We start from the raw sequence: 22,104 nt of genomic DNA on the forward strand, positions 1-22,104 counted from the left end.
TTGCAACTTCTGTTTAGGCAGGCTTGAACGCGATGCCAAACGCGTATCAAGCCTGTAAAGGTGTAAACGATGTCCCCGGTCTAATGTGTAAAGGATGTGCCGGTCTCTACAGTGAGGGGAAAGCTTTTGAGCCAATCTCTCAAGCCAGGCTTTTGCTTACCACCTCATACACATCACTCGACAGCTGCCCTGACGCCAAGATCCGCTCAAGCTCAGCCTTCATCAACGCCTGACGAGCGCCGTCATACTTGCGCCAGCGCGTCAGCGGCGCCAATTGGCGCGAAGCAATCTGGGGGTTAAAGCCGTTCAACTCGATCACCAGATCCGCCAAAAAGCGATACCCCGAACCATCCGCCGCGTGGAAGTTGATCAGGTTCTGCCCGGCAAAGGCGCCGACCAGCGCGCGGACTTTGTTCGGGTTCTTCATGGTGAACGCCGGATGTTGCATCAGCGCCTTCACCCGCTGCAGACCGCCCGGCAAGGTGCTGCCGGCCTGCACGCTGAACCACTGATCCATGACCAGCGGATTGTCCTTGAACTGCTCGGCAAAACTCGCCAGTGCCGCAGCCTTCTGCTCTTCGAACGGCGAGTTGACCAACACCGCCAGCGCGGTCAGGCGTTCGGTCATGTTGTCGGCGGTTTCGAACTGTTCCAGCGTCGCCGCCAGCACTTCCGGTTTGCCGCTGAGCATCAGGTACGACAGCGCAATGTTCTGCAACGCGCGGCGAGCGAAGTGCTCGGCTTCGGCCACGTACGGGGTTTTCTTCGACAGATCGCGATTGGCCTGGTAACGCAACCACAGCGCTTCGAACAAGCCTTCGGACAATTGCTTGCGCGCGAATTCGCGGGCGATGTGGATCGCGTCGACGTCAGCCGTTTCGCTGATTTCAGTCAGATACGCCTCACCCGGCAACGAGAGCATTTCCGCGACCATTGCCTGGTCCAGCGATTCGTCCGACAGCACGCTGCGCAGGGCCGAGACCAGACGCGGATCAAGGGCCAGCGTCTCGCCCTTCTGCTGCTGGGCAATCAGCTCTTGCAGCACTTGCACCGACAGTTGCTGACCGGCATCCCAGCGGTTGAAACCGTCGCTGTCGTGCTGCATCAGGAACATCAACTGATCACGGTTGTACGGGAAGCCGAGTTTCACCGGTGCCGAGAAACCACGCAGCAACGACGGCAGCGGTTGTTCAGCGATGTCGACGAAGGTGAAAGTCTGCTCGGCTTCGGTTACCGAGATCACTCGCGAGGTGCCCTGAGCGCTGGCTTCACCGGCAAGACGCAAAGCAATAGCCGCGCCTTTGGAATCGAGCAGGCCCAATTCCACCGGGATCACGAACGGCAGTTTCTCAACCTTGTCCGGGGTTTCCGGGCAGCTCTGGCGGAAGGTCAGGCTATAGGTTTTCGCGGCCGCGTCGTAAGACTCGCTGACCGCCAGACGCGGCGTACCAGCCTGGCTGTACCAGCGTTTGAACTGGGTCAGGTCAACGCCATTGGCGTCTTCCATAGCCTTGATGAAGTCGTCGCAGGTCACGGCTTGGCCGTCGTGACGTTCGAAGTACAGGTCGCTGCCTTTACGGAAGCCTTCAGCGCCGAGCAAGGTGTGGATCATGCCGACCACTTCCGAGCCCTTTTCGTACACGGTCAGGGTGTAGAAGTTGGAGATCTCGATGAAGCTGTCCGGGCGCACGGCGTGGGCCATCGGGCCGGCATCTTCGGCGAACTGGTGGGTACGCAGGTAGGCCACGTCCTGAATGCGCTTGACCGTGGCCGAGTTCATGTCGGCGGAGAAGCCCGCGTCACGGTAAACGGTGAAGCCTTCCTTGAGCGACAGCTGGAACCAGTCGCGGCAGGTCACGCGGTTGCCCGACCAGTTGTGGAAATATTCGTGGGCGACGATCGCTTCGACCCGCTGGTGCGCGGCATCAGTCGCCGTTTCGGCGCGAGCCAGTACGGCGCTGGAGTTGAAGATGTTGAGGCCCTTGTTCTCCATCGCGCCCATGTTGAAGTCGTTCACGGCGACGATCATGAAGATGTCCAGATCGTATTCGCGACCGTAGACCTCTTCGTCCCAGCGCATCGATTTCTTCAGGCTGGTCATGGCGTGCTGGCACTTGTCGATGTTTTCCGGCTCGACATAAATGCGCAGCGCCACGTTGCGCTCGGACATGGTGGTGAAACTGTCTTCAACGCACCACAAGTCCCCGGCCACCAGCGCAAACAGGTACGCCGGTTTCATGAACGGATCTTCCCAGGTCGCCCAGTGCCGGCCGTCTTCGCCGGGACCTGAGGCAATCGGGTTGCCGTTGGACAACAGCACCGGGTAGCGGTGTTGCTCGGCGACCACGGTGGTGGTGAATTTGCTCATCACGTCCGGGCGGTCGAGGTAATAGGTGATCTTGCGGAAACCTTCGGCCTCGCACTGGGTGCAGAACATCGTGCCGGACTTGTACAGGCCTTCCAGCGCGGTGTTGGTTTCCGGGTGGATCTTGACGCTGGTATCGACCGTGAAGCTTTCGCTGGTCGGGTGCAGGGTCAGGTGGTCTTCGCTCAGCTCGTAGTCGCCTTCGGACAGCGCCTTATCGGCCACCGTCACCGACAGCAGCTCCAGATGCTGACCATCCAGCACCAGCGGCGGCAGGCCCGGACCACGCGTCGGGTTGCGGCGCATCACCAGTTGCGCATGGACCAGGCTGTGGTCCTCGAACAACTCGAAGGTCAGGTGCGTTTCGTCGATCAGGTACTCGGGCGCCTGATAGTCCTTCAGGTAAATCATCTTCGGTTGTTCGGTGCGCATGCTGGAGTCCTTATTGATGCACGGCGAGCTGATAGGCCGTGTACTTGCGAATATTGATCACGCCGGTGTCGAAGATCAGGTACTGGCCCTTGATCCCCAGCAGCGTGCCTTCGGCAATCGGGTTCTTGTCCAGGTTGAAGCTGACAATCTTGGCCGGGTACTGCTCGACCGGGTAGCGGATTTCCAGAGGTTCGACATCGGCAATCGTCTGAATCGCCTGCAAACCGAAACGTTCCTGCAAACCTTGCAAGCCTTCGGCACAGCTCTCGAACAACTGATCACGCACCTGCGCCAGATCCACCGCCACCGCATCGCCCTTGAGCAGTGCACGCCAGTTGGTCTTGTCGGCCACCTGGCTGCGGAACAGGTCTTCGACGAAGCCCGATTGCTGACGCGTCGAGACGCGCATGATCGGCAACGCCTGACTGGCGCCCTGATCGATCCAGCGGGTCGGCAATTGCGTAGCGCGGGTGATGCCAACCTTGATCCCCGACGAATTCGCCAGGTACACCACGTGGTCGGTCATGCAGAACTGCTCGCCCCACGCCGGATCACGGCAGGTGCCGGCATCAAAGTGGCAGCGCTCCGGGCTCATGATGCACAGGTCGCACTGGGCCAGTTTGGTCATGCACGGGTAGCAATAACCCTGGCTGAAACTGGTTTTGGTCTTGCGCCCGCAATGCGAGCAGTGGATTGCCCCAAGGAACTCCAGACGCAGCGATTTGCCGATCAACGGGTTGACCGGCACCTCGACGTCATCCAGACGAAACGCGTATTGCACATTCGGCCCGTCGAGGCGCGCCGACATTTTGCTGATTGCACCGCGGCCAATCTCGATCAATGGATGGCGTCCGACTTGAACAGGATATTCGGCACTTCGATCGACTTCGACGAGCATTCCTGCGGGCCCATGTAACCGGTGCGCTGGTCTTCAGGCAGGTTGTCGATTTCCCAGGCGATCATCGCCTGCAACGACAATTCGCGCTGTTCGGCGGTGAGCTTGCCACCGTCCGCCCATTTGCCGATTTCCACCGCCAGTTTCAGGCTCTGGTAGATATCGGGGGTGATGTTTTTAATCAATTCGGCAAAAGACGACATGTTGAACACTCTCCAAAAAATGTCGCTAGTTTAACGACGCTGATGCGCCAGCACAGTGCCGGGCATCAGGTCAGCGAGCGAAGCGACGGGCGTAACGCCTGCCGTCCTAGAACTCTCTTGAAAGTTTTACCTGGGTCAGTTCCTTCTCCATCGCGCGCTTGAAAATCTGCGGCGCGGTGAAGGTATAGAGGACGAAACCCAGCCAGAGCCAGTCGATCACCTCGGCGGCACCGGGATAACCCTGCGCCGTGACCGTGATCACGATGACGCGATACACCACGAACATGGCCAGCAACAAGATGATCGCCCGCGTGGTGCTGCGCTCGGTCAGCCAACTGTTGAAGCGCCACCAGAAGCCCATGAACAGATTGCTGCGCGCCTTGACCGCGGTCAGCAGGCTCAGCGCCGAGACGTTGTTGGCGTTTTCCTGCAAGGCCCAGATCGCGTGCTCGCGCGCGCCATTGACATCGCCCTGACGCAGACGCAAACGACCGAGCACGATTACCGCAGCGGCATGCCCGGGATCGGCCTGCAACGCCTGACGGGCAAAGCCTTCGGCCTGCTCCCAGTGTCCGCAGGCCAAATGGTATTCGGCCATGGCCACCAGGTTGGCGGCGGCATCCGGCTCCAGCTCCAGCGCTTTTTCCAGCAACGGCTGGCTCTGACTCAAGCGACCGGTGAGCTGGAACAGATCGGCGAGGCTGCGGTAATAGCGCGGGTCGGTGGGTTCCATGTCGAGCAATTGCAGCAAATGCTGCTCGGCAATCTTGAACTGACGCGAGGCCATGGCGGTGTGCGCGGCGGCGTAATGCGCCAGCGGCAACGCAGGGTCCATCGCCAGTGCCAGCGCAGCCTCATGCCGCGCAGCGTGCAGACGGCGCATGTTCATCAGGCACAGCGCCAGCAGCGCGTGCGCCTCCGAGCACTCGGGATCATCAGCCAATAACTGGCGAAGGCTGTCGATGGCGCCGTCGAAATGCCCGGAATCCAGACGCTGATAAGCGACTTGTAACAGATGCGAAGTGTTCATCAGCTCACCACCAGATACCAAAGGGTGGCAGGCACCAGTTTGACCACGAAGCCCTTGAGCACGAACGCGCCACCCAGCGCCACCAGCGGCGCGAAGCGATTCAATACGCCGCCGTAATACTGATACAGCTCGATGGTCGCGTTTTGCAGGGTGAACAGCACATAGCCAATGGTCAGTTTCCACACCACCAGCACCAGCAAGGCGTATTGAATCTGCGCCTGAGTGCTCAGATAGCCGTTGTTCAACAGACTGATCAGCGCCAGGCCGATCAGCAGGCTGCCCACCGCGCCGACGCCGACCCAGATCCATTCGCGCACGCGCGTCGGGCTGCCCACCGCAATCGAGTTCAGCACGAACCACGGCAAGCCCAGCCAAGCCCCGCCCATCATCAGCGCCAGCAGCGGCCAGAACGGCGACACGGCAAATCGCGCCAGGCCACCCGGGCGCGGTTCGTCTTCAATCCGGTAAAAATTCTGGCTGGCCATCAGCGTCCCTTGCCATGTTTGTCGAGAAAGGCCAGCACTTCATCGTACTGATTGCCTTCGTTGGCATAACGCGCGTAGTTGCGCGCCGTGGTCAGCCACTCCAGCGTAGTCGGACGCACTTCTTTCAGGGCCTGCTTGAAATGCCGGTCACAGATCGGCTGCTCGGAGCCTTCATTGATCGATTCTTCAATGGCTTCGTCAGCGGCGGTTTCCACCAGCTCACCGAGGTCGGCCCCGGAGAATCCCGAGGTATGTTTGGCGAGAAAAGCAAAATCGATATCCGCCGCCAGCGGCCGGCCCTTGACCATCATTTGCAGCATGTTTTCCCGCGCAGGACGATCCGGTGGCGGCACGAACAGCACGCGGTCAAAGCGACCGGGACGGCGGAACGCCGAATCCACCGACCACGGCACGTTGGTCGCGGCGAGGATCAGCACGCCATGGTTGTTTTTCGCGAAGCCGTCCATTTCCGACAGGAACGTGCTGACCAGTTTCGACGACGTCGACTCGCGGGTGTTGGAGCGTTTGCCGCCGAGCGCCTCGACTTCATCGAAGAACATCACCGCCGGCGCCTGCGCCCGCGCCTGCTCGAACAACGCATGCAACTTGCGCTCGGATTCGCCGATGTACATGTCCAGCACATCGGAAATCGCAATATTGAAGAACTTCGCGTTGCACTCGCCGGCCGTGGCCCGCGCCAGCAAAGTCTTGCCGCAACCCGGCGGGCCGTACAGCAGCACGCCGCCGCCGACACGCTTGCGAAAGCGTTCGAACAGACCGGGTTTCTGATACGGCAGGATGATCTTCTTGTGGATGGTCTTTTTCAGATCGTCGAGACCACCGATATCGCTGAAGGTGACCGTTTTGTCTTCCGGCACCAGCAGACGGCGGACTTCGGTCTGGTCGGTGTCATCGTTGGAGATCACCCGCAACTTCGGACGGCCCTCGCCGCCCGCAAAGTCCACCACCGACACGTTGAGCCGGCGCCACAGCACCATGTCTTCAAGTGACGGATTGGCGTCGATGGCCGCGCGGTATTCAACCTGAGCCTCCTTCAGACGTTCGAGATCTGCCAGCGCCCGCGCGCGCAACAGGCGCAACGCCGGGTCATCGCCAACCGCGACGTCCAGCGCCTTCTGCGCCTGTCCGGCCGCCAGATACAGCTGGGCCGCAACCGGTTGCAGCGCTTCGGCATCCTTGAGTTGCGGCAGGTCTTCGGGAATCAGCTTGAGCCCGCGCGCGTGGTCACCACGCTCAAGACACGCCTTGAGCAGCAAGGTGATCAGCGCAACGTTTCCCGGCGAGGCCAGCAGAGCGGCCTCCAGTTGATCCAGCGTCGTGTCATCCATGGTGAATCCTTGTGACAGCCAGTTGCAGATTGAACAAATTGAACGTCCGGCCCGGGGTCATCGCAGCACCTCCGGCCGCTCGACATCGACCCAGACAAATTTCTGCGGATCGAGGCGGGTTTCCTGATCCAGACGATAGGCCACGAGTTTGCCGTAAAGCACTGCGCTGTAATCCAGACAGGCGAGGTTCGGCCGGATCGGCGCCGGTTTGCCGCTGCGCCAGTAATGGCCGACGAACAGCAATGGCTGGTCTTCGCCGTAGCGCAGCAAGTTGTTTTTTTCGCTGGAAGTCAGCGGTTTTTGCGCAACCGGTTCAGGCAACGCATCGGGCTGAAACACGATGTCGCCGTAGGTCTGCGGGTCGTCTTCCCAGAATTTGGTACGGAAGAACGAACGCACCAGACCGTCGCCGCTGGTCATGGTCAGGCCATCAGGCAGTGGCATGTCAGTGCCGCGCAACAGCCGATCAAACACGGTGCAGGCAAAACTGCCGGGCACGGCCGAGGCCTGGAGGAAATGTTCGTCAATGCAACCATTCGGGGACAAAGCGCGCAATGGCTCGATCAGGCCGGCATCCCAACAGGCGTGGACCACACGAAAGCGTCCGGCATCGACGAACAGCGGCAGCTCGTAGAACCACTGCTGAAAGTCGTGCCAGTCGCCGGGATGGTCTTCGAATTGGGTCAGGGTTTCGTGCAGCAGTCGTGCATGCCGTGGCGTGTGTTCGCGCACGAATTGCTTGCCGCTGCCCGGCAGTGCCGGCGTGCTCCAGCCGAGCGCGTTGAATTCATGGTTGCCCATGATGCACAGCGCCTGACCGGCCGCGACCATGTCGTGGACGATGTGCAGTGCTTCGCGAATGCGCGGGCCGCGGTCGATGATGTCGCCGACAAACACCGCCATGCGCGACGGGTGCCGCCAGACGCCAGCCTGTTTGTGATAACCGAGGCGGTCGAGCAAGTGCTCAAGGGTCAGAGCGCAACCGTGCACGTCACCGATCAGATCGTAACTACGCGCGGGATCGAGCATCACTCGCCTCCACCGCCCAAGCGGCTGCCCCAACCGAGCTTGGTGCGGCACACTTCGTAATAGTTGTGATCCAGCGGATGAATCAGACGCAGCTTCTGCGCTTTCTTGCTAACGGTGATGGTATCGCCCGGCGCGCAGGTGAAATGGTTCTGCCCGTCGCAGGAAACTTGCGGATAAATCTGCATATCTTTGGACACGACGATTTTCAGCTCACTGTTGCCATCGACCACAATCGGCCGGCTCGACAACATATGGGGATACATCGGCACGATCACAATGGCATCGAGCTTGGGGTGCATGATCGGCCCGCCGGCGGACAGCGCATACGCGGTGGAACCGGTCGGCGTGGCGACGATCAGGCCGTCAGCCTTCTGGCTGCAGACGAACTGGCCGTCGATGTACAGCTCGAATTCGATCATCCGCGTCGATTTGCCGGGATGCAGCACCACGTCATTGAGCGCGTCGCCCTGACCGATGGCCTCGCCGTGCCGGCGCACTTCGGCTTGCAGCAGGAAGCGGTTTTCCACCAGATAATGGCCGTCGAGCACCTTGGCGACTTCGACTTCCAACTCGTCCGGGCGAATGTCGGTCAGAAAACCGAGGCTGCCCCGGTTGATCCCGAGTACTGGAATATTGTGTTTGGCCAGCGCCCGCGCGGCGCCGAGCAGGCTGCCGTCACCGCCAACCACGATGACCATGTCGCAGACTTCGCCGAGCATCTTGCGCGACGAGGTTTGCAGGCCATGCCCCGGCAGGACTTCGGCAATCGTGTCTTCGAGGATCACATGCAGGTGCCGATCGAGCAGAAAGCGTTTCAGTCGGCGGACGGTATCCAGCACCTGCGAACTGCCGAGGCGACCGATGATGCCGATATTACGAAATTGCTCCATGGGGCTCCTGCGGGTGTCGGGTGCGAAAAGGCCGATTATGGGCGAAAGCCTGCGATAGACAAAATCCTTTCAGCCTCAAGGAGGCGCCGGTGTTTGCGGCTATGCTCGCAAGATGATCCTATTTCCCGATTTGCTCCAGTTGCCCCACCGATTGCGCCACCCCGAGGTGCGCGATCTGGCGTGGGTGATCCTCGCCCCGCCGATGCTTGCCATTACGCCGTGGCCGCAGCGGCATCCGCTGGCCGGCAGCGAGTGGGTGGACGATCCCCAGCGTCTGGAGCATTGGTTACGCGCGCTCGACCGCGACAGTTATGGCCTGCTGCATTGGTTGGCGCAGGCGCGCACGCGGCGGCTGGGCCTGTATTACGAGCGCTTGTGGCAGTTTGCCGTGCAGCATGCGCCGGGCATCGAATTGATCGCCGCAAATCTGCCGATCCGCCGCGAAGGCCACACCCTTGGCGAGCTGGACATGCTGCTGCGCGACCGCGACGGCGTGCATCATCTGGAACTGGCGATCAAACTCTATCTCGGCCCGCAAAATGGCGACGGGCGTGATTCGGCGCAGTGGCTGGGGCCGGGTTGCCATGATCGGCTGGATCGCAAACTGGCGCATCTGAGTCAGCATCAACTGCCGATCTCGGCGCGCCCGGAAAGCCGCGAAGTGCTGGCGCGGCTGGATATCGGCGAGTTCAGCGCGCAGCTGTGGCTGGGCGGTTATCTGCTGTATCCGTGGCCCGGTCAGGCGCAATCGCCGAGCGGCGCGCATCCGCAGCATTTGCGTGGCAGTTGGTTGCATCAGAAAGACTGGCCGGCGTTTGTCGCGCAACGCCCGGCCGGACGCTGGCAACCCCTGCCCCGCCACGCCTGGCTGGCGCCGGCGCATTACCCGGCGGACCAGACCTGGAGCGTCGAGCATTTGCAGAGGTGGCTGGATGAGCTGGAGCCATTGGCCCCGGCGCAGTTGATGGTGCGCCTGATCGAAAATGGTCAAGGAGAATGGGAAGAGGCTGAGCGCTTGTTTCTGGTCTCCGACCTTTGGCCGAATGTGCCGGGCCAGTCCTGAGATTTGCTTTGTCTGAACCGGCCTCATCGCTGGCAAGCCAGCTCCCACAGGTTTCGCGGTGAACACAGAACCTGTGGGAACTGGCTACTCCCTCAATTTGCAATGCATTCCCTGTGGGAGCTGGCTTGCCAGCGATGAAGCCGACCCGGTCTAAATGGATAACCGCAGAACCAGAGCCGCCAAGGTCACCAGCAACACCGGCACCGTCAGCACAATCCCGACCTTGAAGTAATACCCCCAACCAATCTGAATCCCCTTGCGCGCCAGCACATGCAACCAGAGCAACGTCGCCAGACTGCCAATCGGCGTGATCTTCGGCCCCAGATCGCTGCCGATCACGTTGGCGTAAATCATTGCTTCCTTGACCACGCCGCTGGCCTGACTGGCATCAATCGACAGCAAGCCGATCAACACCGTCGGCATATTGTTCATGATCGATGACAAAAACGCCGTCAGCACCCCGGTGCCCAGCGCCGCGCCCCAAATGCCGTAACCAGCGAAGACATTCAGCCAACCCGCCAGATAATCCGTCAGCCCCGCATTACGCAGCCCGTAGACAACCAAATACATGCCCAGCGAGAAGATCACGATCTGCCACGGCGCATCCTTCAGCACCTTGCGCGTGGAAATCCTGTGCCCGCGCGCGGCAATCCCCAACAGCAAAGCCGCGCACACTGCAGAAATCGCGCTGATCGGAATGCCCAGCGGCTCCAGCGCAAAACAACCGATCAACAGAATCGCCAACACCGCCCAACCGGCGTAGAACGTGGCTTTGTCGTGGATCGCGGTGTGTGGCTGTTCAAGTTGCTCAGGGTCGTAAGCCTTGGGAATGTCACGGCGGAAGAACCACAGCAACATGCCCAGCGTCGCCGCCACGCTGACGAAGTTGACTGGCACCATCACCGCCGCATAGCGGTTGAATCCGATGTCAAAGAAGTCGGCCGAAACGATGTTGACCAGGTTCGACACCACCAGCGGCAGACTGGCGGTATCAGCAATGAAGCCTGCGCCCATGACGAACGCCAAGGTTGCCGCCGGCGAAAAACGCAACGCCAGCAGCATGGAGATCACGATCGGCGTGAGGATCAGCGCCGCGCCGTCATTGGCGAACAGCGCCGAAACCAGCGCGCCGAGCAGCACCATGAACGCAAACAGCTTGCGTCCACTGCCCTTCCCCCAACGCGCCACGTGCAGCGCAGCCCAGGCGAAGAACCCGGCTTCGTCGAGCAGCAGACTGATAATGATCAGCGCGACAAAGGTGCCGGTGGCATTCCAGATGATCTGCCACACCAGCGGGATATCGCTCAGGTGGACCACGCCAAAAATCAGCGCCAGGATGGCGCCGAACATTGCACTCCAGCCGACCCCGAGGCCTTTGGGTTGCCAGATGACGAGAGTGATGGTCAGCAGGAAAATCAGTGACGCAGCGAGCATGCAAGACAGCCTTGTTCAACAAAATATTTAGTAGGAGGAATACCTGTGGTGGAGGGACTATCTCTTCACCACAAGAAATTTCTGGCAAATCACTTTTTGTGTTGTTCGACGAACTGGCCGTACGCATCGATGAATTTCTGCAAAAACGGCTTCACCGATTCACTCAGCTTGCCCGCCTCGTCAAACGCCGACCCCGCGCCGCCCAGATAGGCTTCCGGCTGCTGCATGCAGTGCACATCGAGAAACACAAACGACTGGCGCAGATGCTGATTCGCGCCGAAACCGCCGATCGCACCCGGCGAAACACTGATCACCGCGCCGGGCTTGCCGCTCCAGCAACTTTTGCCATAAGGCCGTGAACCAACGTCAATCGCATTCTTCAACGGCGCCGGCACGGAACGGTTGTATTCGGGTGTGACAAACAGCACCGCGTCGGATGAAGCCACTTTTTCCCGGAAAGTGCTGTAGGCTGCGGGCGGTGAATCGCCGTCAATGTCCTCGTTGTAGAGTGGCAGATCGCCGATTTCGACAATGCTCAGCTTGAGGTTGGCCGGTGCCAGTTCCGCCAGTGCCAGCGCGACTTTGCGGTTGATCGAGGCTCTGCGCAGACTGCCGACGACTACAGCGACGTTATAGACATTGCTCATGGGAAGACTCTCGACTGTGCGTGGGAGGAGGCTGTAGTTATAGATGATCCGGCGACGGTTCCACCAGACGACGAGGGTAAATTCCCGCGTCCTGAATATTTTTTTCCTGTAGGAAAACTTACAGCGCTAGATGACGGTCTACCAAGCCGCAAATCAAGTGTTTTATCTCCAGAGGTTTTAAGCAGATGGCAGCAGTACTCGTCGGTCAGTTCCATGCAAGAGATGCGGAAGGCCGCGTTTATTCCGTGCATGAGTTCCAGGAATCCACTCCGTCGGCGGACGGAATCACCGGCACGGAGCCCGTCACCACTTACAAACTGGCCATTGGCGATCGCATCGAGAAACTTGATGACGCTGAATTCAAGCTGGTTCAGTCGGGCATTATCCTGACCCGCGAACCTGAGCCGATTGCCGCCTCATAACTGGCCGTTATGAGCAGAAGTCTTAATCGCAGAGTTGGGGTAGGATTCAGCCACTGACCCCAACTGCTCGGACATGGACTTCACGCATGCGTTTACGTCATATCGAAGTGATTCAGGCGCTGTTGCAGACCGGTCACGTAGGCACTGCCGCCGAATGGCTGCAATTGCCGGTGACTGAAGTCGAAGAGCGACTGCGCGAAGCCGAGAGTCAGTTGGGTTTCATGCTGTTCGCCAGCGTGCGCGGGCGACTGACGGCGACTGCCGAAGCCCGCGCATTGCAGGCAGAAATCGCGCATATCTACGAAGCGCTGGAGCCGGTGCAACGCCTGGCCAGCAGCCTCAAGCAATACCTCGCCCCGCCTCTGCGCGTCATCGGCACCCCGCCGCTTACTCAGCAACTGTTGCCGCAAAGCCTGGCCGCCCTGCGTCGGCGCCTGCCCGATGCGCCGTGCACCCTGCTCAGCCTGCCGACCCGCGATATCGTGCGCAGTCTGTTGTTGCGTGAAAGCGATCTGGGCTTGAGCCTGCACGATCCCGAACATCCCGACATCGATTGCCAGCCGCTGGCCCAAGGCAAGCTGCAATTGCTCGCGCCCCACGGTTGGCTGCAACCGAAGCAGAAGTACATTTCATTGCAGGATCTGGCTGGTCAAGCGCTGGTCGGCCTTGAAGGCCAGGACCCGCTCAGTCCGGCGCTGGAGCACAAGCTCCAGGCTTTGCACCCGGCACCGGTGATTCAGACCCGCGTGCAGACTCATCAGATGATGGGCAGCATGGTCGAGGCCGGCGAAGGTTTGGCCATCGTCGACCCGTTCACCGCGCTTGGCGCGCGGGCCGCAGGTCTCGACGTTTGCCCGCTGTCACCGGCGGTGCCGATCAGCCTGTATGCGTTGACCTTCAAGCACGCCGCACCTTCGTCGGCGATTGATACTCTGCTCACCATTATTACGGAACAAGCCGCGGCGATGCTGGCGAGTTGATCGGATTTTCCAGCGGGTTATCGAACAATCGGTACCAGAACAACGCCACTTCAGCGGTGTTCGGATCAATCCCGCGATAGCGCATGTGGTCAATCCCGCCGACCACATAACCGCTGCGCTCGTATAAACGACAGGCGCCGAGGTTGTTGTTCTGAGTTTCGAGCATGATCCCCGGCAGCTTCTTCTTGCGACTCCAGAACTGCGCCACATCCAGCAACGCTTTGGCCACGCCATGGCGGCGCGCCGGGGCATGCACCGCGAGTTCGTCAATGTGCGCAAAGCCGTTCCAGTTAGTGCTGATCACCAGATGGCCGACCGGCTCGTCATCAAGCCAGGCCATAAAGATCGCGCTGTCAGTAGCATCGCGATAGCTGCTGAACTCCTCGGGATCGATGCCATAGCACTTGCGATACGGCACGATCGGCGTCACCGGCCATTGCTCGACCGGCTTGCCAATCAGCGCTTCGCCGTAAGCGGCGACCTCGAAACTGAAATCGCTGCCCCAGATATAAGGCGCAAAACCTTCATCGGCGACGCGCACCGACAGGCCCGGGTATTTTGGATTCACGGCAGGTTGCATGCTCGGATAAGTCCTCATTCCTTGACGCAATCGACGGTGTATTGCCGCCCATTGCCCTCATCTTCATGTTGCAGCCCGTGCACATCGGCAACGAAACCGGGAAAACTTGCATCGAACGTACGGGCAAATTTCAGGTAATCGATGATCGAGCGGGTCGCTTCGGTAAAGCGCTCACCGGGCATGATCAACGGAATACCCGGCGGATACGGTACCAGCATCACGGCGGCCACGCGGCCCTCCAGATCATCAATCGGCACTGCCTCGACTTCGCCGCGCACCAGATGATCGTAGGCATATGCCGGTTTCATGGCGATTTCCGGCAGCACGGTGTACATACGCTTGAGATGTTTGGCGGTGGCGTTGCTGCGGTAGCAGGCGTGCAACTGATCGCACAGATCGCGCAAGCCCATGCCGCGATAACGCTCGGGGTCTTTCTGGCCTATGCACGGCAAGCAAGTGGCGAGGCTGACATTGGCGTCGTAGCTGCGTTTGAATTCCAGCAGTTCGGTGAGCAGCGTGCTCCATTTGCCCTTGGTGATCCCCATGGAGAACAACACGAGGAACGAATACAGCCCGGTTTTCTCCACCACCAATCCGCGTTCCCAGAGAAATTTACTGACCACGGCTGCGGGAATGCCCTTGTCGCTCAGCGCGCCGCCCGCATTCAGGCCGGGCATGACCAGCGTGACCTTGATCGGATCGAGCAGTACGTAATCGTCGCTGACGTCACTGAAGCCGTGCCACTCCGCGCCGGGTTGCAGCAGCCAGTCTGCGGTCTGTACTCGATCAATGCCTTCGACGCCCGGCGGCTGCCAGATCGAGAACCACCAATCGTCAGCAGCAATGTGCTGGCGCAAATTGGCCAGCGCGCGGCGAAAGCTCAAAGCTTCATCGAAGGTTTCCTGCAACAGCGAACGCCCGGCCGGGCCTTCCATCATCGCCGAGGCCACGTCCAGCGAGGCGATAATGCTGTATTGCGGCGAGGTGGAGATGTGCATCATGAACGCTTCGTTGAAACGATCGCGATCGAGCTGCCGCGCCCCACCGTCCTGCACATGAATCATCGAGGCCTGACTGAACGCCGCCAGCAGCTTGTGTGTGGAATGCGTGGTGAACACCAACGGGCTGTCCGCGCTGCGCGAAGTGGCCATGCCGTAGCGTCCGGCAAAAAACTCATGAAACGCCGCGTAGGCGTACCACGCTTCGTCGAAATGCAGCACTTCGACGCTGTTGCCCAGGCTCTGCTTGATCAGCTCGGCGTTGTAGCACAGGCCGTCATAGGTCGAGTTGGTGATCACCGCCAGTTTGACTTTCGGCTCGCGGCCCTTGGTCAGCGGGCTGGCGTTGATCTTGGCCTGAATCGATTCGCGGCTGAATTCGCTGAGCGGAATCGGGCCGATGATTCCCAGTTCATTACGCTCGGGGCACAGATACAGCGGGATTGCGCCGGTCATGATGATCGAATGCAGTACCGATTTGTGGCAGTTGCGGTCGACCAATACCAGATCATCACGGGCGACCATCGAATGCCAGACGATCTTGTTCGCGGTCGAGGTGCCATTGATCACGAAAAACGTGTGATCAGCGCCGAAATTGCGCGCTGCGCGTTCTTCCGCCTCGGCCAGCGGCCCGGTGTGATCGAGCAGCGATCCGAGTTCCGGCACCGACACCGACAAGTCCGAGCGCAAAGTGTTTTCACCGAAAAACTGGTGAAACGCCTGCCCCACCGGACTCTTGTGATACGCCACGCCGCCGCCATGCCCGGGGGTGTGCCACGAATAATTTGAGTCAGCCGTGTGCTGCACCAGCGCCTTGAAGAACGGCGGCAGCAAACCATCCAGATACTTGCGTGCGGCCCGCGCCACTTGCCGGGCGAGAAACGGTACGGTGTCTTCGAACAGATAGAGAATGCCGCGCAACTGATTGAGCTCGGCCATCGCATCGGCCGGCGCGTTTTCCAGAGTGACTTGCTCGCCGAGGGCGAAGATCGGCAGATCCGGCGCACGCACCCGCGCGAGGCCGATCAGTTCGGCCATGTTCTGCAGCAGATGAGAGTTGGTGCTGGCGTCTTCGGCGGCGATCAGTACGCACGCCAAGCCATGGTGGGTCGACGCGACCAGCCGGCCTTCGGTGTAGTCGGTGGCCGAGACGATGCTGAAGCCTTCCTGCTCCAACTCACGGGCGATGCCGCGAATGCGCTCCCCGGCAACCGTGTCGGCTTTGATGTCGCGGTGGACGATCAACACCGGAAACTTCAGATCTTTGTACATGGGGCTCAGTGTCCTGAGGCGGCGGATGGTGGTCTGCCAATGTCCTCAGGGTAGAGGGTCGCAGCGAATGTCGCGAGTGTGGCCACTTGTCAGTACTGCGATCTTTTGATCTTCAAGCTTGCGCTTCGGCTTCCAGCAACTGCGTCCACAACGCCGGCGCACCCGCAGACTTGGCAATGATCTCCAACCGCACCAGATGCGCAGCCAGTTCATCTTCAGTCGCGCGAATGATCCGCCCTGGCTGCCGATCTGCCGGCAGACGACGAATCTCGGTAGCCGAGTTATCGCTGCCCTCGCCCGTACCATTACCGTCGGAAGCATTACCAGCCAGCGACAGGCTGGTCTGGCCGCCGGTCATGGTCAGGTAGACGTCGGCGAGAATCTCCGAGTCGAGCAAGGCGCCGTGCAGTTCACGGCCGGAGTTGTCGACGCCATAACGTTTGCACAATGCATCAAGGCTGTTGCGCTGACCGGGGTGACGTTCCCGGGCCATCATCAGGGTGTCGAGGATCGAGCAATGCCTGGTGATATCGGCGCGATCCTGCTGGCCGATCAACGCGAATTCGTTGTTGATGAAGCCAACGTCGAACGCCGCGTTATGGATGATCAGTTGCGCACCGTTGATGAACTCGAAAAACTCATCCGCCACTTCGGCAAAACGTGGCTTGCCGACCAGAAACTCGTTGGTGATGCCGTGAACACCGATGGCGCCTTCGTCACTTTCGCGATCCGGTTGCAGATACACGTGAAAGTGCCGCCCGGTCAGGCGTCGACCGATCAGCTCGACACAGCCGATCTCGACAATCCGGTGGCCGTCGGTCACCGGCATGCCGGTGGTTTCGGTATCGAGTACTACCGTACGAGGTGGATGTAATTTGTTAACCATGGAAACATAGCCCCTTCCAAACGTCATGATTTATCATACCATGAGTGGATCTCAGCCTCCAGCCTCATAAAAAAATGTAAACACCTTTTGCATTACCTCAATACACCGGCCACAATGTAAACATGATTTTTTCGATTAGATCCTTCATAGCTACCGACGGTGAGCGCTTCTCCCTCCTGTTCAGTCCAGACGAGGAAGGCATCCCCATGTTCTACCCAACCGCCTTCATATCCCGCTCTCTGCGACTGAACAGCAGCCACCAAACCCAGCAGAGCGCCCTGAGCAGCATTCGGCGCCTGTGCCAGTGGGAAAGTGAGCTAGGATTTAGCGTTGAGGAGAAGCTCTGCAAAGGTGAGCTTCTGCTACCCCATGAGATTGATGATCTCGCAGCGCATGTGCGTACTAGCCGCAAAGGAAATAGAGGGGAGACCATCAGCGCTGAGAAATTCAATATCTACTGGTTCTACATCCGTAGTTATATCGCTTGGCTGACCGATGAACTCCTACCCAATCGCAACAATATCCATGTGCGTAAGCTAGTTGCAGACCAAGCTACTCGCATGAAAAGTCGGGAGCTCAAGCGAGTCGCATCTAGAGCACGAAAAAGCCAGCGGTTGCTTGATGAAAAACTTCCTGAACTTGCTCGCGCCCAACTTCTTTCCCTATTCGCAGAGCCCTTCCATGGCATAGAGGACAAAATTCAACATTATGGCACTAGGCTGCGAAATATAGTTATGTTCCGGATCCTGTACGAAACGGGCATGAGGCGCGGTGAACTACTGTCACTCAAATTAAAGAATTTCGTCGAGGCAAGTGGTGGTGATGGCGCATATCTGGTTATCGAGCGAAACCATGATGACGAGTTAGACCTCCGTGCCAATCAGCCTGTCGCCAAGACATTGGGACGCGACGTTCCGATTACGCCAGAGTTGGAGAGTCAGATTTTGAAATATAGAGAGTATCGAGCAGACTTATATAACGCAGGCCATAGCGGAGAGTCCTTCTTATTCTGTGTTCATCAATCGGGACAAACCGAGGGCCAGGCGCTCTCGATCAATGGATTCAACTCAGCGTTTTTAAACTTCCGAAATTCTTTTCCGGCCCTAGGAAAAAGCCTTCATGCTCACGCATTCCGTCACGACTGGAACTATAGATTCTCTATGCGCGCTGACGCTGATGGCATGACTGAACAGGAAGAAGCCAGCAGTCGGGAGGAGGCGATGGGCTGGGTCCAAGGTTCTGACATGGCGAAAATTTACAACCAGCGCCACCGCCGAGAAATGGCAATGACCGTCGGAAGAAAAGTGGCCGAAGACACTATGCGACCAAGAAAGTGATTAATTCAGTAAAACCCGCATATTCCAATAATGCTGCCAATGTCCAACCTTCCAGCAGGATTTTCGCTGGCCCAGAGGAAATAGCCCTAGACCTATATGCGACCGCCAGAACTGCAGCGGAAGGGAGAATTTTCTGGCTGGATGACAAGTTGCTTGTACTTGGACAAAAATGTGCAAACTGCAAGTTACTGTTCTTGAATTTTTCGCCTGAAATCAAAGATTCTTTCCAGCGAGCATGTCTAGCATATGTTCGGCATGGCCAGATAAGTTCATCTATTCTCACGCAGGTCGTAAGCACACTGCGTACTGTCGCCAAAAAAGATCCCGTATATGAATTCAATAGTCAGTGGATCAGTGGAGCTCTAGAAAACGTAACGTTTCGCAGGCTCAAAAGACAGATTCGATATCTACTTGAATACTGGAAAGACGGCTATCCTTCAGTCGTTACTAATGACGCGCTTAATCTATTGTCCCAGGCAGGCGGGGCACCCACGACTTCCAACAATGTCGAGTCAGATGACCCGCAAAAGAGTTGGCTAACCGATCAAGAATATGAAGATGTTTTGCAGGCGACTTGGGATCATTTCGATTTGTCAGGCTCGACCCAGCCAACGCTCATACGCTTGTTGTCACTGCAGTATGCGCGACGCCCGAGTCAACTGGCCAATCTGAAATTCGGTGACCTGAAGTCCGGCACCCGTAAGGAGCTGGTCGAGCACCCTGAAAATGAAATTCACTTTCCTGCAGCAAAAGAGCACTTCGTAAACATTGAATTCAGGGGCGGAAGATTTGAGGCCCACCCGATCGCTGAACATCTTTGGGATTTGCTTAAGATTCAGCGGAGGGAAATAAGGGTTTTGTTCGAGAACACTCTGGGTCTCAGTTTGACCGAGGAAGACATCGATCTGCTGCCGATATTTACGACGAAAGCACGCGTACTGCAAGCAGAAAAACACATGCGTGAAACGCTGTTTTTAGATCCAAAGATAAGTCTCGGCGACCAGCTATTCCATGCCCAACCGACATACGTTGCCCGAGTGATCCAGTTCAAATTCAACATGCTGATTTATAGTGGACACAAGTCACGTACAAGCTATGCAGCACCGCCTGCCCTTCCCATAAGCCTAAGAACTGGCAAGCCAATTTTAGTCACAGCCGTAAGGCTTCGACATACCCGCGTACGTCAGTTGGCGCGCCTTGGGGTGCCCAGACCAATCCTGTCCTTTTGGCTCGGTCACAATGACGACGGCGCTCTGAAGTCTTACTTCAATGATCCTGCTGAGCAGGCTAGGAAAATCGACAAGTTCCTGGCCCCTGGCCTCGCCCCGATCGCTCAAGCTTTCCATGGGCGGATCATCGCATCTGATGCGGAAGCCACACATCCTGATGACCCTTTGAAGCGGCTTGAGTTTGCGAAAGACTGGGAACTGAAGTACGTGGGCAGGTGCGGAAAATTTAGCTTCTGCTCTACGACATCCGTACCGATCCCCTGTTATCGTTGCAGATTATTTGAGCCGCTTGTCAACGCTCCTCATGAAGAAGTGCTGGACGCTCTGATATATCGCCAGGCCCAGAAAAATGAAGTGATCAAGCCAGGCAGCATGCGCAATCTTCTCAATCCGATCGACCTGTCAGCAGACATTCGCGCCGTAGAGCGATGCATCGCGTTGTGCAAAGTCAAACGGGAGCAGAACTAATGGCGCCTCAACTCAAACTCGTCAGCTTCAACCCCAATCCTCAGGTCAGCCCCCGCACGAATCTTAGGAATTTCATTCTCTACTGTAAGTATCAGCTAACTCTCTGGTCTCATGCACCGAAATTTAACTGGCAAGCGACATCTTGGCCAGATGGTAATACCAGACGCTTGAGGTTTACCAATTGGGATAACCGACGCCTCCACCCGTCGGTAGTTCCAACACACGACCAGCTGTTACACCCAGACTTTAGCGACCTCGCAAAATCGTATTTGCGCTACCGTCACACGCTTAAAGCCCATAGAAATGCCGGCCGGGAAATCTTGGCTTTTAAAGCTTTAGAAAGAGCTCTTGTGGAAGAGATGGGGATCCCGGACATCACCAAGATCCAAGTCAGTCACTATAATCGAGCCACCCAGTTGCTATCGGACTATTCTGGAAGACAAAATATAGTCGCCTCGCTTCAGCAGATCCTTGTCATGCTGTCCGAGAAGTTAATAGTACCCGACGAAGTTGTACGTTGGTCAAACCCTTATGTCGGGTGTAAATCTTATGATTCCCTCCGGGGCGGGAATGCTCCCGCAGCCGTGAAGCTGGAGAAGGTAGCCAACCAAGACGCGTTCTTCAGTATCGCAGATGTGTTCAGCCTACCGGTTTCTCAGCTGGACGACAGTGACATCATGGTGACGTCTATCACCTCGTTACTTCTCTCGGCTCCGATGCGCATCGGCGAAACCCTTCGCTGGCGGACAGACTGCCTACGATCTGATACCGATACCAAAGGCGACCTGCAGCGGTATCTTGCGTACTACGTCCCGAAAACACGGAGCTATACGCGCAAGCCCATCCCTACGACTATGTCTGAGGTCGCCCAAATGGCAGTGGATCGGCTTGTAGTAATTACAGCCGAGAGCCGCCGGCTCGCTCTCTATATGGAGTCGAATCCAATCAAGTTCTATCGTCATGCTACCTGCCCTGACATCCCCGATGACCAAGAACTAACACGCGAGCAAGTGGCCCAAGCTTTAGGGTTCGCCCAGCAAAAGTTCTGCGAGGACTTCATCAAGAAACATACTGGCAGCTACTCACTTAAGGGTTTCACGCTAGATTCGCTCTGGCAAATTGTCCTCGCACAGCATCGAATTCAAAATCCGGCTTTTCCCTATCAGGAAAAGCCTAGTGACGAAATTGCGCCTCTGAAGATGAGCGAATCGCTGATGTGCTTCAGACATATGCAGATGGGTGCACGAGCGAGTACTAGCCCGGTTCTACTGGCCCCTTTCAACGCCGATTACTACCGCAAGCGACTCGACGGTGCGATCAAGAAAGATAGAAAGAACCAGCGACCTCTATGTTTTTTTACAAAGCATGGCTTCGACCCCGTGCGCCTAAATTCTCACAGCCTTCGGCACTTCGTAAATCGCTTGGCCAAACAAGCCGGTATGACCGACGAGGCCATCACTGAATGGAGTACGCGAGCCTCGGTTCTGCAGACTCGGACGTACCTGCATGAGTCTGACGAGCAAAAGCGCAATAGAGCCTCCTCAGTAATGGATACAAAACAGGAGCATCAAACCCTAGCTCCCGTCACAGAAGACGAAACGGCCAGCTACGGTAGTGGCCCTTACCACAGGAGCCGTTATGGAATTTGTCGCCGAAGTTGGCGCGCTGGCCCTTGCATCAAATTCGCCGACTGCACGAATTGCTCAGAGCTGCTCGCGTGTAAGGGCGATAAGATTGCGTTGGAAGCGATAAAGGCTGATCGAGATAACATGATTAGGACTCGTGACGCCGCCGAGCGTGCTATCGACGCAGGTGAGCGGTCTGCATCGCTGTGGATTGAGAAGGCTACGCCTCAAATTTATAGGCTTGTAGAGCTTGTCAATATTATGGAAAACCCTAATATTCCCAATGGATCCCCCATCCAACTGATTGGCACAGATTTCAGCCATGAATCTCAGCTTGTGGGGGAGAAAGCCAAGCAGGCCGGCATCAGGCTCTTGGATAAAGAGCACCTCGCGATTGGCGTAGAGCTTGTGAATAAGGAGCAGCTCGCGTTGGAGTACGGCCAAGACTTGGTCGATTGCTTGGAAATGCTTGTTTGAGGACTCAT

19 protein-coding genes are annotated in these 22,104 nt (G+C 57.9%); 6 read left to right on the forward strand and 13 right to left on the reverse strand.

The window, feature by feature from the left end; genetic code table 11:
* Positions 1-139: 139 nt before the first annotated feature.
* The 8 genes from pepN to ACP7EE_RS21025 all read right to left on the reverse strand — a co-directional run bounded on the left by pepN (position 140) and on the right by ACP7EE_RS21025 (position 8,678).
* Complete coding sequence (pepN, locus tag ACP7EE_RS20990) at positions 140-2,797, reverse strand: aminopeptidase N (RefSeq protein WP_426236441.1); 2,658 nt, start codon at positions 2,795-2,797, stop codon at positions 140-142.
* Positions 2,798-2,807: 10 nt separating this feature from the next.
* Positions 2,808-3,638, reverse strand: coding sequence for a DUF2797 domain-containing protein (locus tag ACP7EE_RS20995; protein ID WP_420648861.1), 831 nt, complete (start codon positions 3,636-3,638; stop codon positions 2,808-2,810).
* Entirely contained in the window at positions 3,635-3,895 is a 261-nt protein-coding gene (locus tag ACP7EE_RS21000) for a YeaC family protein (RefSeq protein WP_420648862.1), read from the reverse strand. The genes ACP7EE_RS20995 and ACP7EE_RS21000 overlap by 4 nt, the downstream gene beginning before the upstream one ends.
* 106 nt (positions 3,896-4,001) lie before the next feature.
* Positions 4,002-4,925, reverse strand: a complete 924-nt coding sequence (locus tag ACP7EE_RS21005) for a tetratricopeptide repeat protein (protein ID WP_426236443.1) — start codon at positions 4,923-4,925, stop codon at positions 4,002-4,004.
* Positions 4,925-5,410, reverse strand: a complete 486-nt coding sequence (locus ACP7EE_RS21010) for a hypothetical protein (RefSeq protein ID WP_420648864.1) — start codon at positions 5,408-5,410, stop codon at positions 4,925-4,927. Before ACP7EE_RS21010 ends, ACP7EE_RS21005 begins: the two co-directional genes overlap by 1 nt.
* Entirely contained in the window at positions 5,410-6,759 is a 1,350-nt protein-coding gene (locus tag ACP7EE_RS21015; RefSeq protein ID WP_426201491.1) for an ATP-binding protein, read from the reverse strand. Before ACP7EE_RS21015 ends, ACP7EE_RS21010 begins: the two co-directional genes overlap by 1 nt.
* Before the next feature lie 57 nt (positions 6,760-6,816).
* Positions 6,817-7,788 (reverse strand): metallophosphoesterase, encoded by a 972-nt coding sequence (locus ACP7EE_RS21020; RefSeq protein ID WP_426236445.1) that lies wholly within the window; start codon positions 7,786-7,788, stop codon positions 6,817-6,819.
* Entirely contained in the window at positions 7,788-8,678 is an 891-nt protein-coding gene (locus ACP7EE_RS21025) for an NAD(+) kinase (protein ID WP_085733063.1), read from the reverse strand. Before ACP7EE_RS21025 ends, ACP7EE_RS21020 begins: the two co-directional genes overlap by 1 nt.
* 112 nt (positions 8,679-8,790) lie before the next feature.
* Between ACP7EE_RS21025 and ACP7EE_RS21030 the strand changes: the two genes are divergently transcribed.
* Positions 8,791-9,741, forward strand: coding sequence for a DUF1853 family protein (locus tag ACP7EE_RS21030; RefSeq protein WP_426236447.1), 951 nt, complete (start codon positions 8,791-8,793; stop codon positions 9,739-9,741).
* Positions 9,742-9,891: 150 nt separating this feature from the next.
* On the opposite strand, the gene ACP7EE_RS21035 is transcribed toward ACP7EE_RS21030, so the two are convergent.
* The gene (locus ACP7EE_RS21035; protein WP_426236449.1) at positions 9,892-11,175 is read right to left on the reverse strand and encodes an arsenic transporter; all 1,284 of its coding nucleotides are present in this window, start codon (positions 11,173-11,175) and stop codon (positions 9,892-9,894) included.
* An 89-nt stretch (positions 11,176-11,264) separates the two neighbouring features.
* Complete coding sequence (locus ACP7EE_RS21040; RefSeq protein WP_426236451.1) at positions 11,265-11,822, reverse strand: NADPH-dependent FMN reductase; 558 nt, start codon at positions 11,820-11,822, stop codon at positions 11,265-11,267.
* 185 nt (positions 11,823-12,007) lie between these two features.
* On the opposite strand from ACP7EE_RS21040, the gene ACP7EE_RS21045 reads away from it, so the two are divergent.
* Positions 12,008-12,244 carry a hypothetical protein gene (locus ACP7EE_RS21045; protein WP_420648870.1) on the forward strand — a complete coding sequence of 79 codons (237 nt, stop codon included), beginning with the start codon at positions 12,008-12,010 and terminating at the stop codon, positions 12,242-12,244.
* 86 nt (positions 12,245-12,330) lie between these two features.
* On the forward strand, positions 12,331-13,224 hold the full coding sequence (locus ACP7EE_RS21050) for a LysR family transcriptional regulator (protein WP_426236453.1): 894 nt from the start codon (positions 12,331-12,333) through the stop codon (positions 13,222-13,224).
* Here the strand turns inward: ACP7EE_RS21050 and ACP7EE_RS21055 are convergent.
* From ACP7EE_RS21055 to dnaQ, 3 genes are all read right to left on the reverse strand, one after another.
* Positions 13,190-13,804, reverse strand: a complete 615-nt coding sequence (locus ACP7EE_RS21055) for a GNAT family N-acetyltransferase (RefSeq protein ID WP_426236455.1) — start codon at positions 13,802-13,804, stop codon at positions 13,190-13,192. The two genes, ACP7EE_RS21050 and ACP7EE_RS21055, sit on opposite strands and share 35 nt — an antisense overlap.
* Positions 13,805-13,818: 14 nt before the next feature.
* A complete protein-coding gene (locus tag ACP7EE_RS21060) occupies positions 13,819-16,074 on the reverse strand; it encodes an Orn/Lys/Arg decarboxylase N-terminal domain-containing protein (RefSeq protein WP_426201502.1) in 2,256 nt (751 codons plus the stop codon).
* A gap of 112 nt (positions 16,075-16,186) precedes the next feature.
* The gene (gene dnaQ / locus ACP7EE_RS21065) at positions 16,187-16,960 is read right to left on the reverse strand and encodes a DNA polymerase III subunit epsilon (RefSeq protein WP_426236458.1); all 774 of its coding nucleotides are present in this window, start codon (positions 16,958-16,960) and stop codon (positions 16,187-16,189) included.
* 206 nt (positions 16,961-17,166) lie between these two features.
* Between dnaQ and ACP7EE_RS21070 the strand changes: the two genes are divergently transcribed.
* The 3 genes from ACP7EE_RS21070 to ACP7EE_RS21080 are packed head-to-tail and all read left to right on the forward strand — an operon-like array spanning position 17,167 to position 22,096.
* Positions 17,167-18,297 carry a tyrosine-type recombinase/integrase gene (locus tag ACP7EE_RS21070; protein WP_426236460.1) on the forward strand — a complete coding sequence of 377 codons (1,131 nt, stop codon included), beginning with the start codon at positions 17,167-17,169 and terminating at the stop codon, positions 18,295-18,297.
* Positions 18,294-19,994 (forward strand): site-specific integrase, encoded by a 1,701-nt coding sequence (locus ACP7EE_RS21075; protein ID WP_426236462.1) that lies wholly within the window; start codon positions 18,294-18,296, stop codon positions 19,992-19,994. Before ACP7EE_RS21070 ends, ACP7EE_RS21075 begins: the two co-directional genes overlap by 4 nt.
* Complete coding sequence (locus tag ACP7EE_RS21080; RefSeq protein WP_426236464.1) at positions 19,994-22,096, forward strand: integrase; 2,103 nt, start codon at positions 19,994-19,996, stop codon at positions 22,094-22,096. The genes ACP7EE_RS21075 and ACP7EE_RS21080 overlap by 1 nt, the downstream gene beginning before the upstream one ends.
* Positions 22,097-22,104 lie beyond the last annotated feature (8 nt).

The organism is Pseudomonas sp. TWP3-2, from assembly GCF_049897765.1.
In the GTDB taxonomy this organism is placed as follows: Bacteria; Pseudomonadota; Gammaproteobacteria; order Pseudomonadales; family Pseudomonadaceae; genus Aquipseudomonas.

What these genes read in the sequence shown, in the direction of transcription:
- ACP7EE_RS21030 (WP_426236447.1), top strand. Translation starts at nt 8,791, where the DNA reads ATGATCCTATTTCCCGATTTGCTCCAGTTGCCCCACCGATTGCGCCAC.
- ACP7EE_RS21005 (WP_426236443.1), bottom strand. Translation starts at nt 4,925, where the DNA reads ATGAACACTTCGCATCTGTTACAAGTCGCTTATCAGCGTCTGGATTCC.
- ACP7EE_RS21050 (WP_426236453.1), top strand. Translation starts at nt 12,331, where the DNA reads ATGCGTTTACGTCATATCGAAGTGATTCAGGCGCTGTTGCAGACCGGT.
- ACP7EE_RS21015 (WP_426201491.1), bottom strand. Translation starts at nt 6,759, where the DNA reads ATGGATGACACGACGCTGGATCAACTGGAGGCCGCTCTGCTGGCCTCG.
- ACP7EE_RS21070 (WP_426236460.1), top strand. Translation starts at nt 17,167, where the DNA reads ATGTTCTACCCAACCGCCTTCATATCCCGCTCTCTGCGACTGAACAGC.
- ACP7EE_RS21040 (WP_426236451.1), bottom strand. Translation starts at nt 11,822, where the DNA reads ATGAGCAATGTCTATAACGTCGCTGTAGTCGTCGGCAGTCTGCGCAGA.
- ACP7EE_RS21035 (WP_426236449.1), bottom strand. Translation starts at nt 11,175, where the DNA reads ATGCTCGCTGCGTCACTGATTTTCCTGCTGACCATCACTCTCGTCATC.
- ACP7EE_RS21060 (WP_426201502.1), bottom strand. Translation starts at nt 16,074, where the DNA reads ATGTACAAAGATCTGAAGTTTCCGGTGTTGATCGTCCACCGCGACATC.
- ACP7EE_RS21020 (WP_426236445.1), bottom strand. Translation starts at nt 7,788, where the DNA reads ATGCTCGATCCCGCGCGTAGTTACGATCTGATCGGTGACGTGCACGGT.
- ACP7EE_RS21000 (WP_420648862.1), bottom strand. Translation starts at nt 3,895, where the DNA reads ATGTCGTCTTTTGCCGAATTGATTAAAAACATCACCCCCGATATCTAC.
- ACP7EE_RS21010 (WP_420648864.1), bottom strand. Translation starts at nt 5,410, where the DNA reads ATGGCCAGCCAGAATTTTTACCGGATTGAAGACGAACCGCGCCCGGGT.
- ACP7EE_RS21080 (WP_426236464.1), top strand. Translation starts at nt 19,994, where the DNA reads ATGGCGCCTCAACTCAAACTCGTCAGCTTCAACCCCAATCCTCAGGTC.
- ACP7EE_RS21025 (WP_085733063.1), bottom strand. Translation starts at nt 8,678, where the DNA reads ATGGAGCAATTTCGTAATATCGGCATCATCGGTCGCCTCGGCAGTTCG.
- dnaQ (WP_426236458.1), bottom strand. Translation starts at nt 16,960, where the DNA reads ATGGTTAACAAATTACATCCACCTCGTACGGTAGTACTCGATACCGAA.
- pepN (WP_426236441.1), bottom strand. Translation starts at nt 2,797, where the DNA reads ATGCGCACCGAACAACCGAAGATGATTTACCTGAAGGACTATCAGGCG.
- ACP7EE_RS21045 (WP_420648870.1), top strand. Translation starts at nt 12,008, where the DNA reads ATGGCAGCAGTACTCGTCGGTCAGTTCCATGCAAGAGATGCGGAAGGC.
- ACP7EE_RS21055 (WP_426236455.1), bottom strand. Translation starts at nt 13,804, where the DNA reads ATGCAACCTGCCGTGAATCCAAAATACCCGGGCCTGTCGGTGCGCGTC.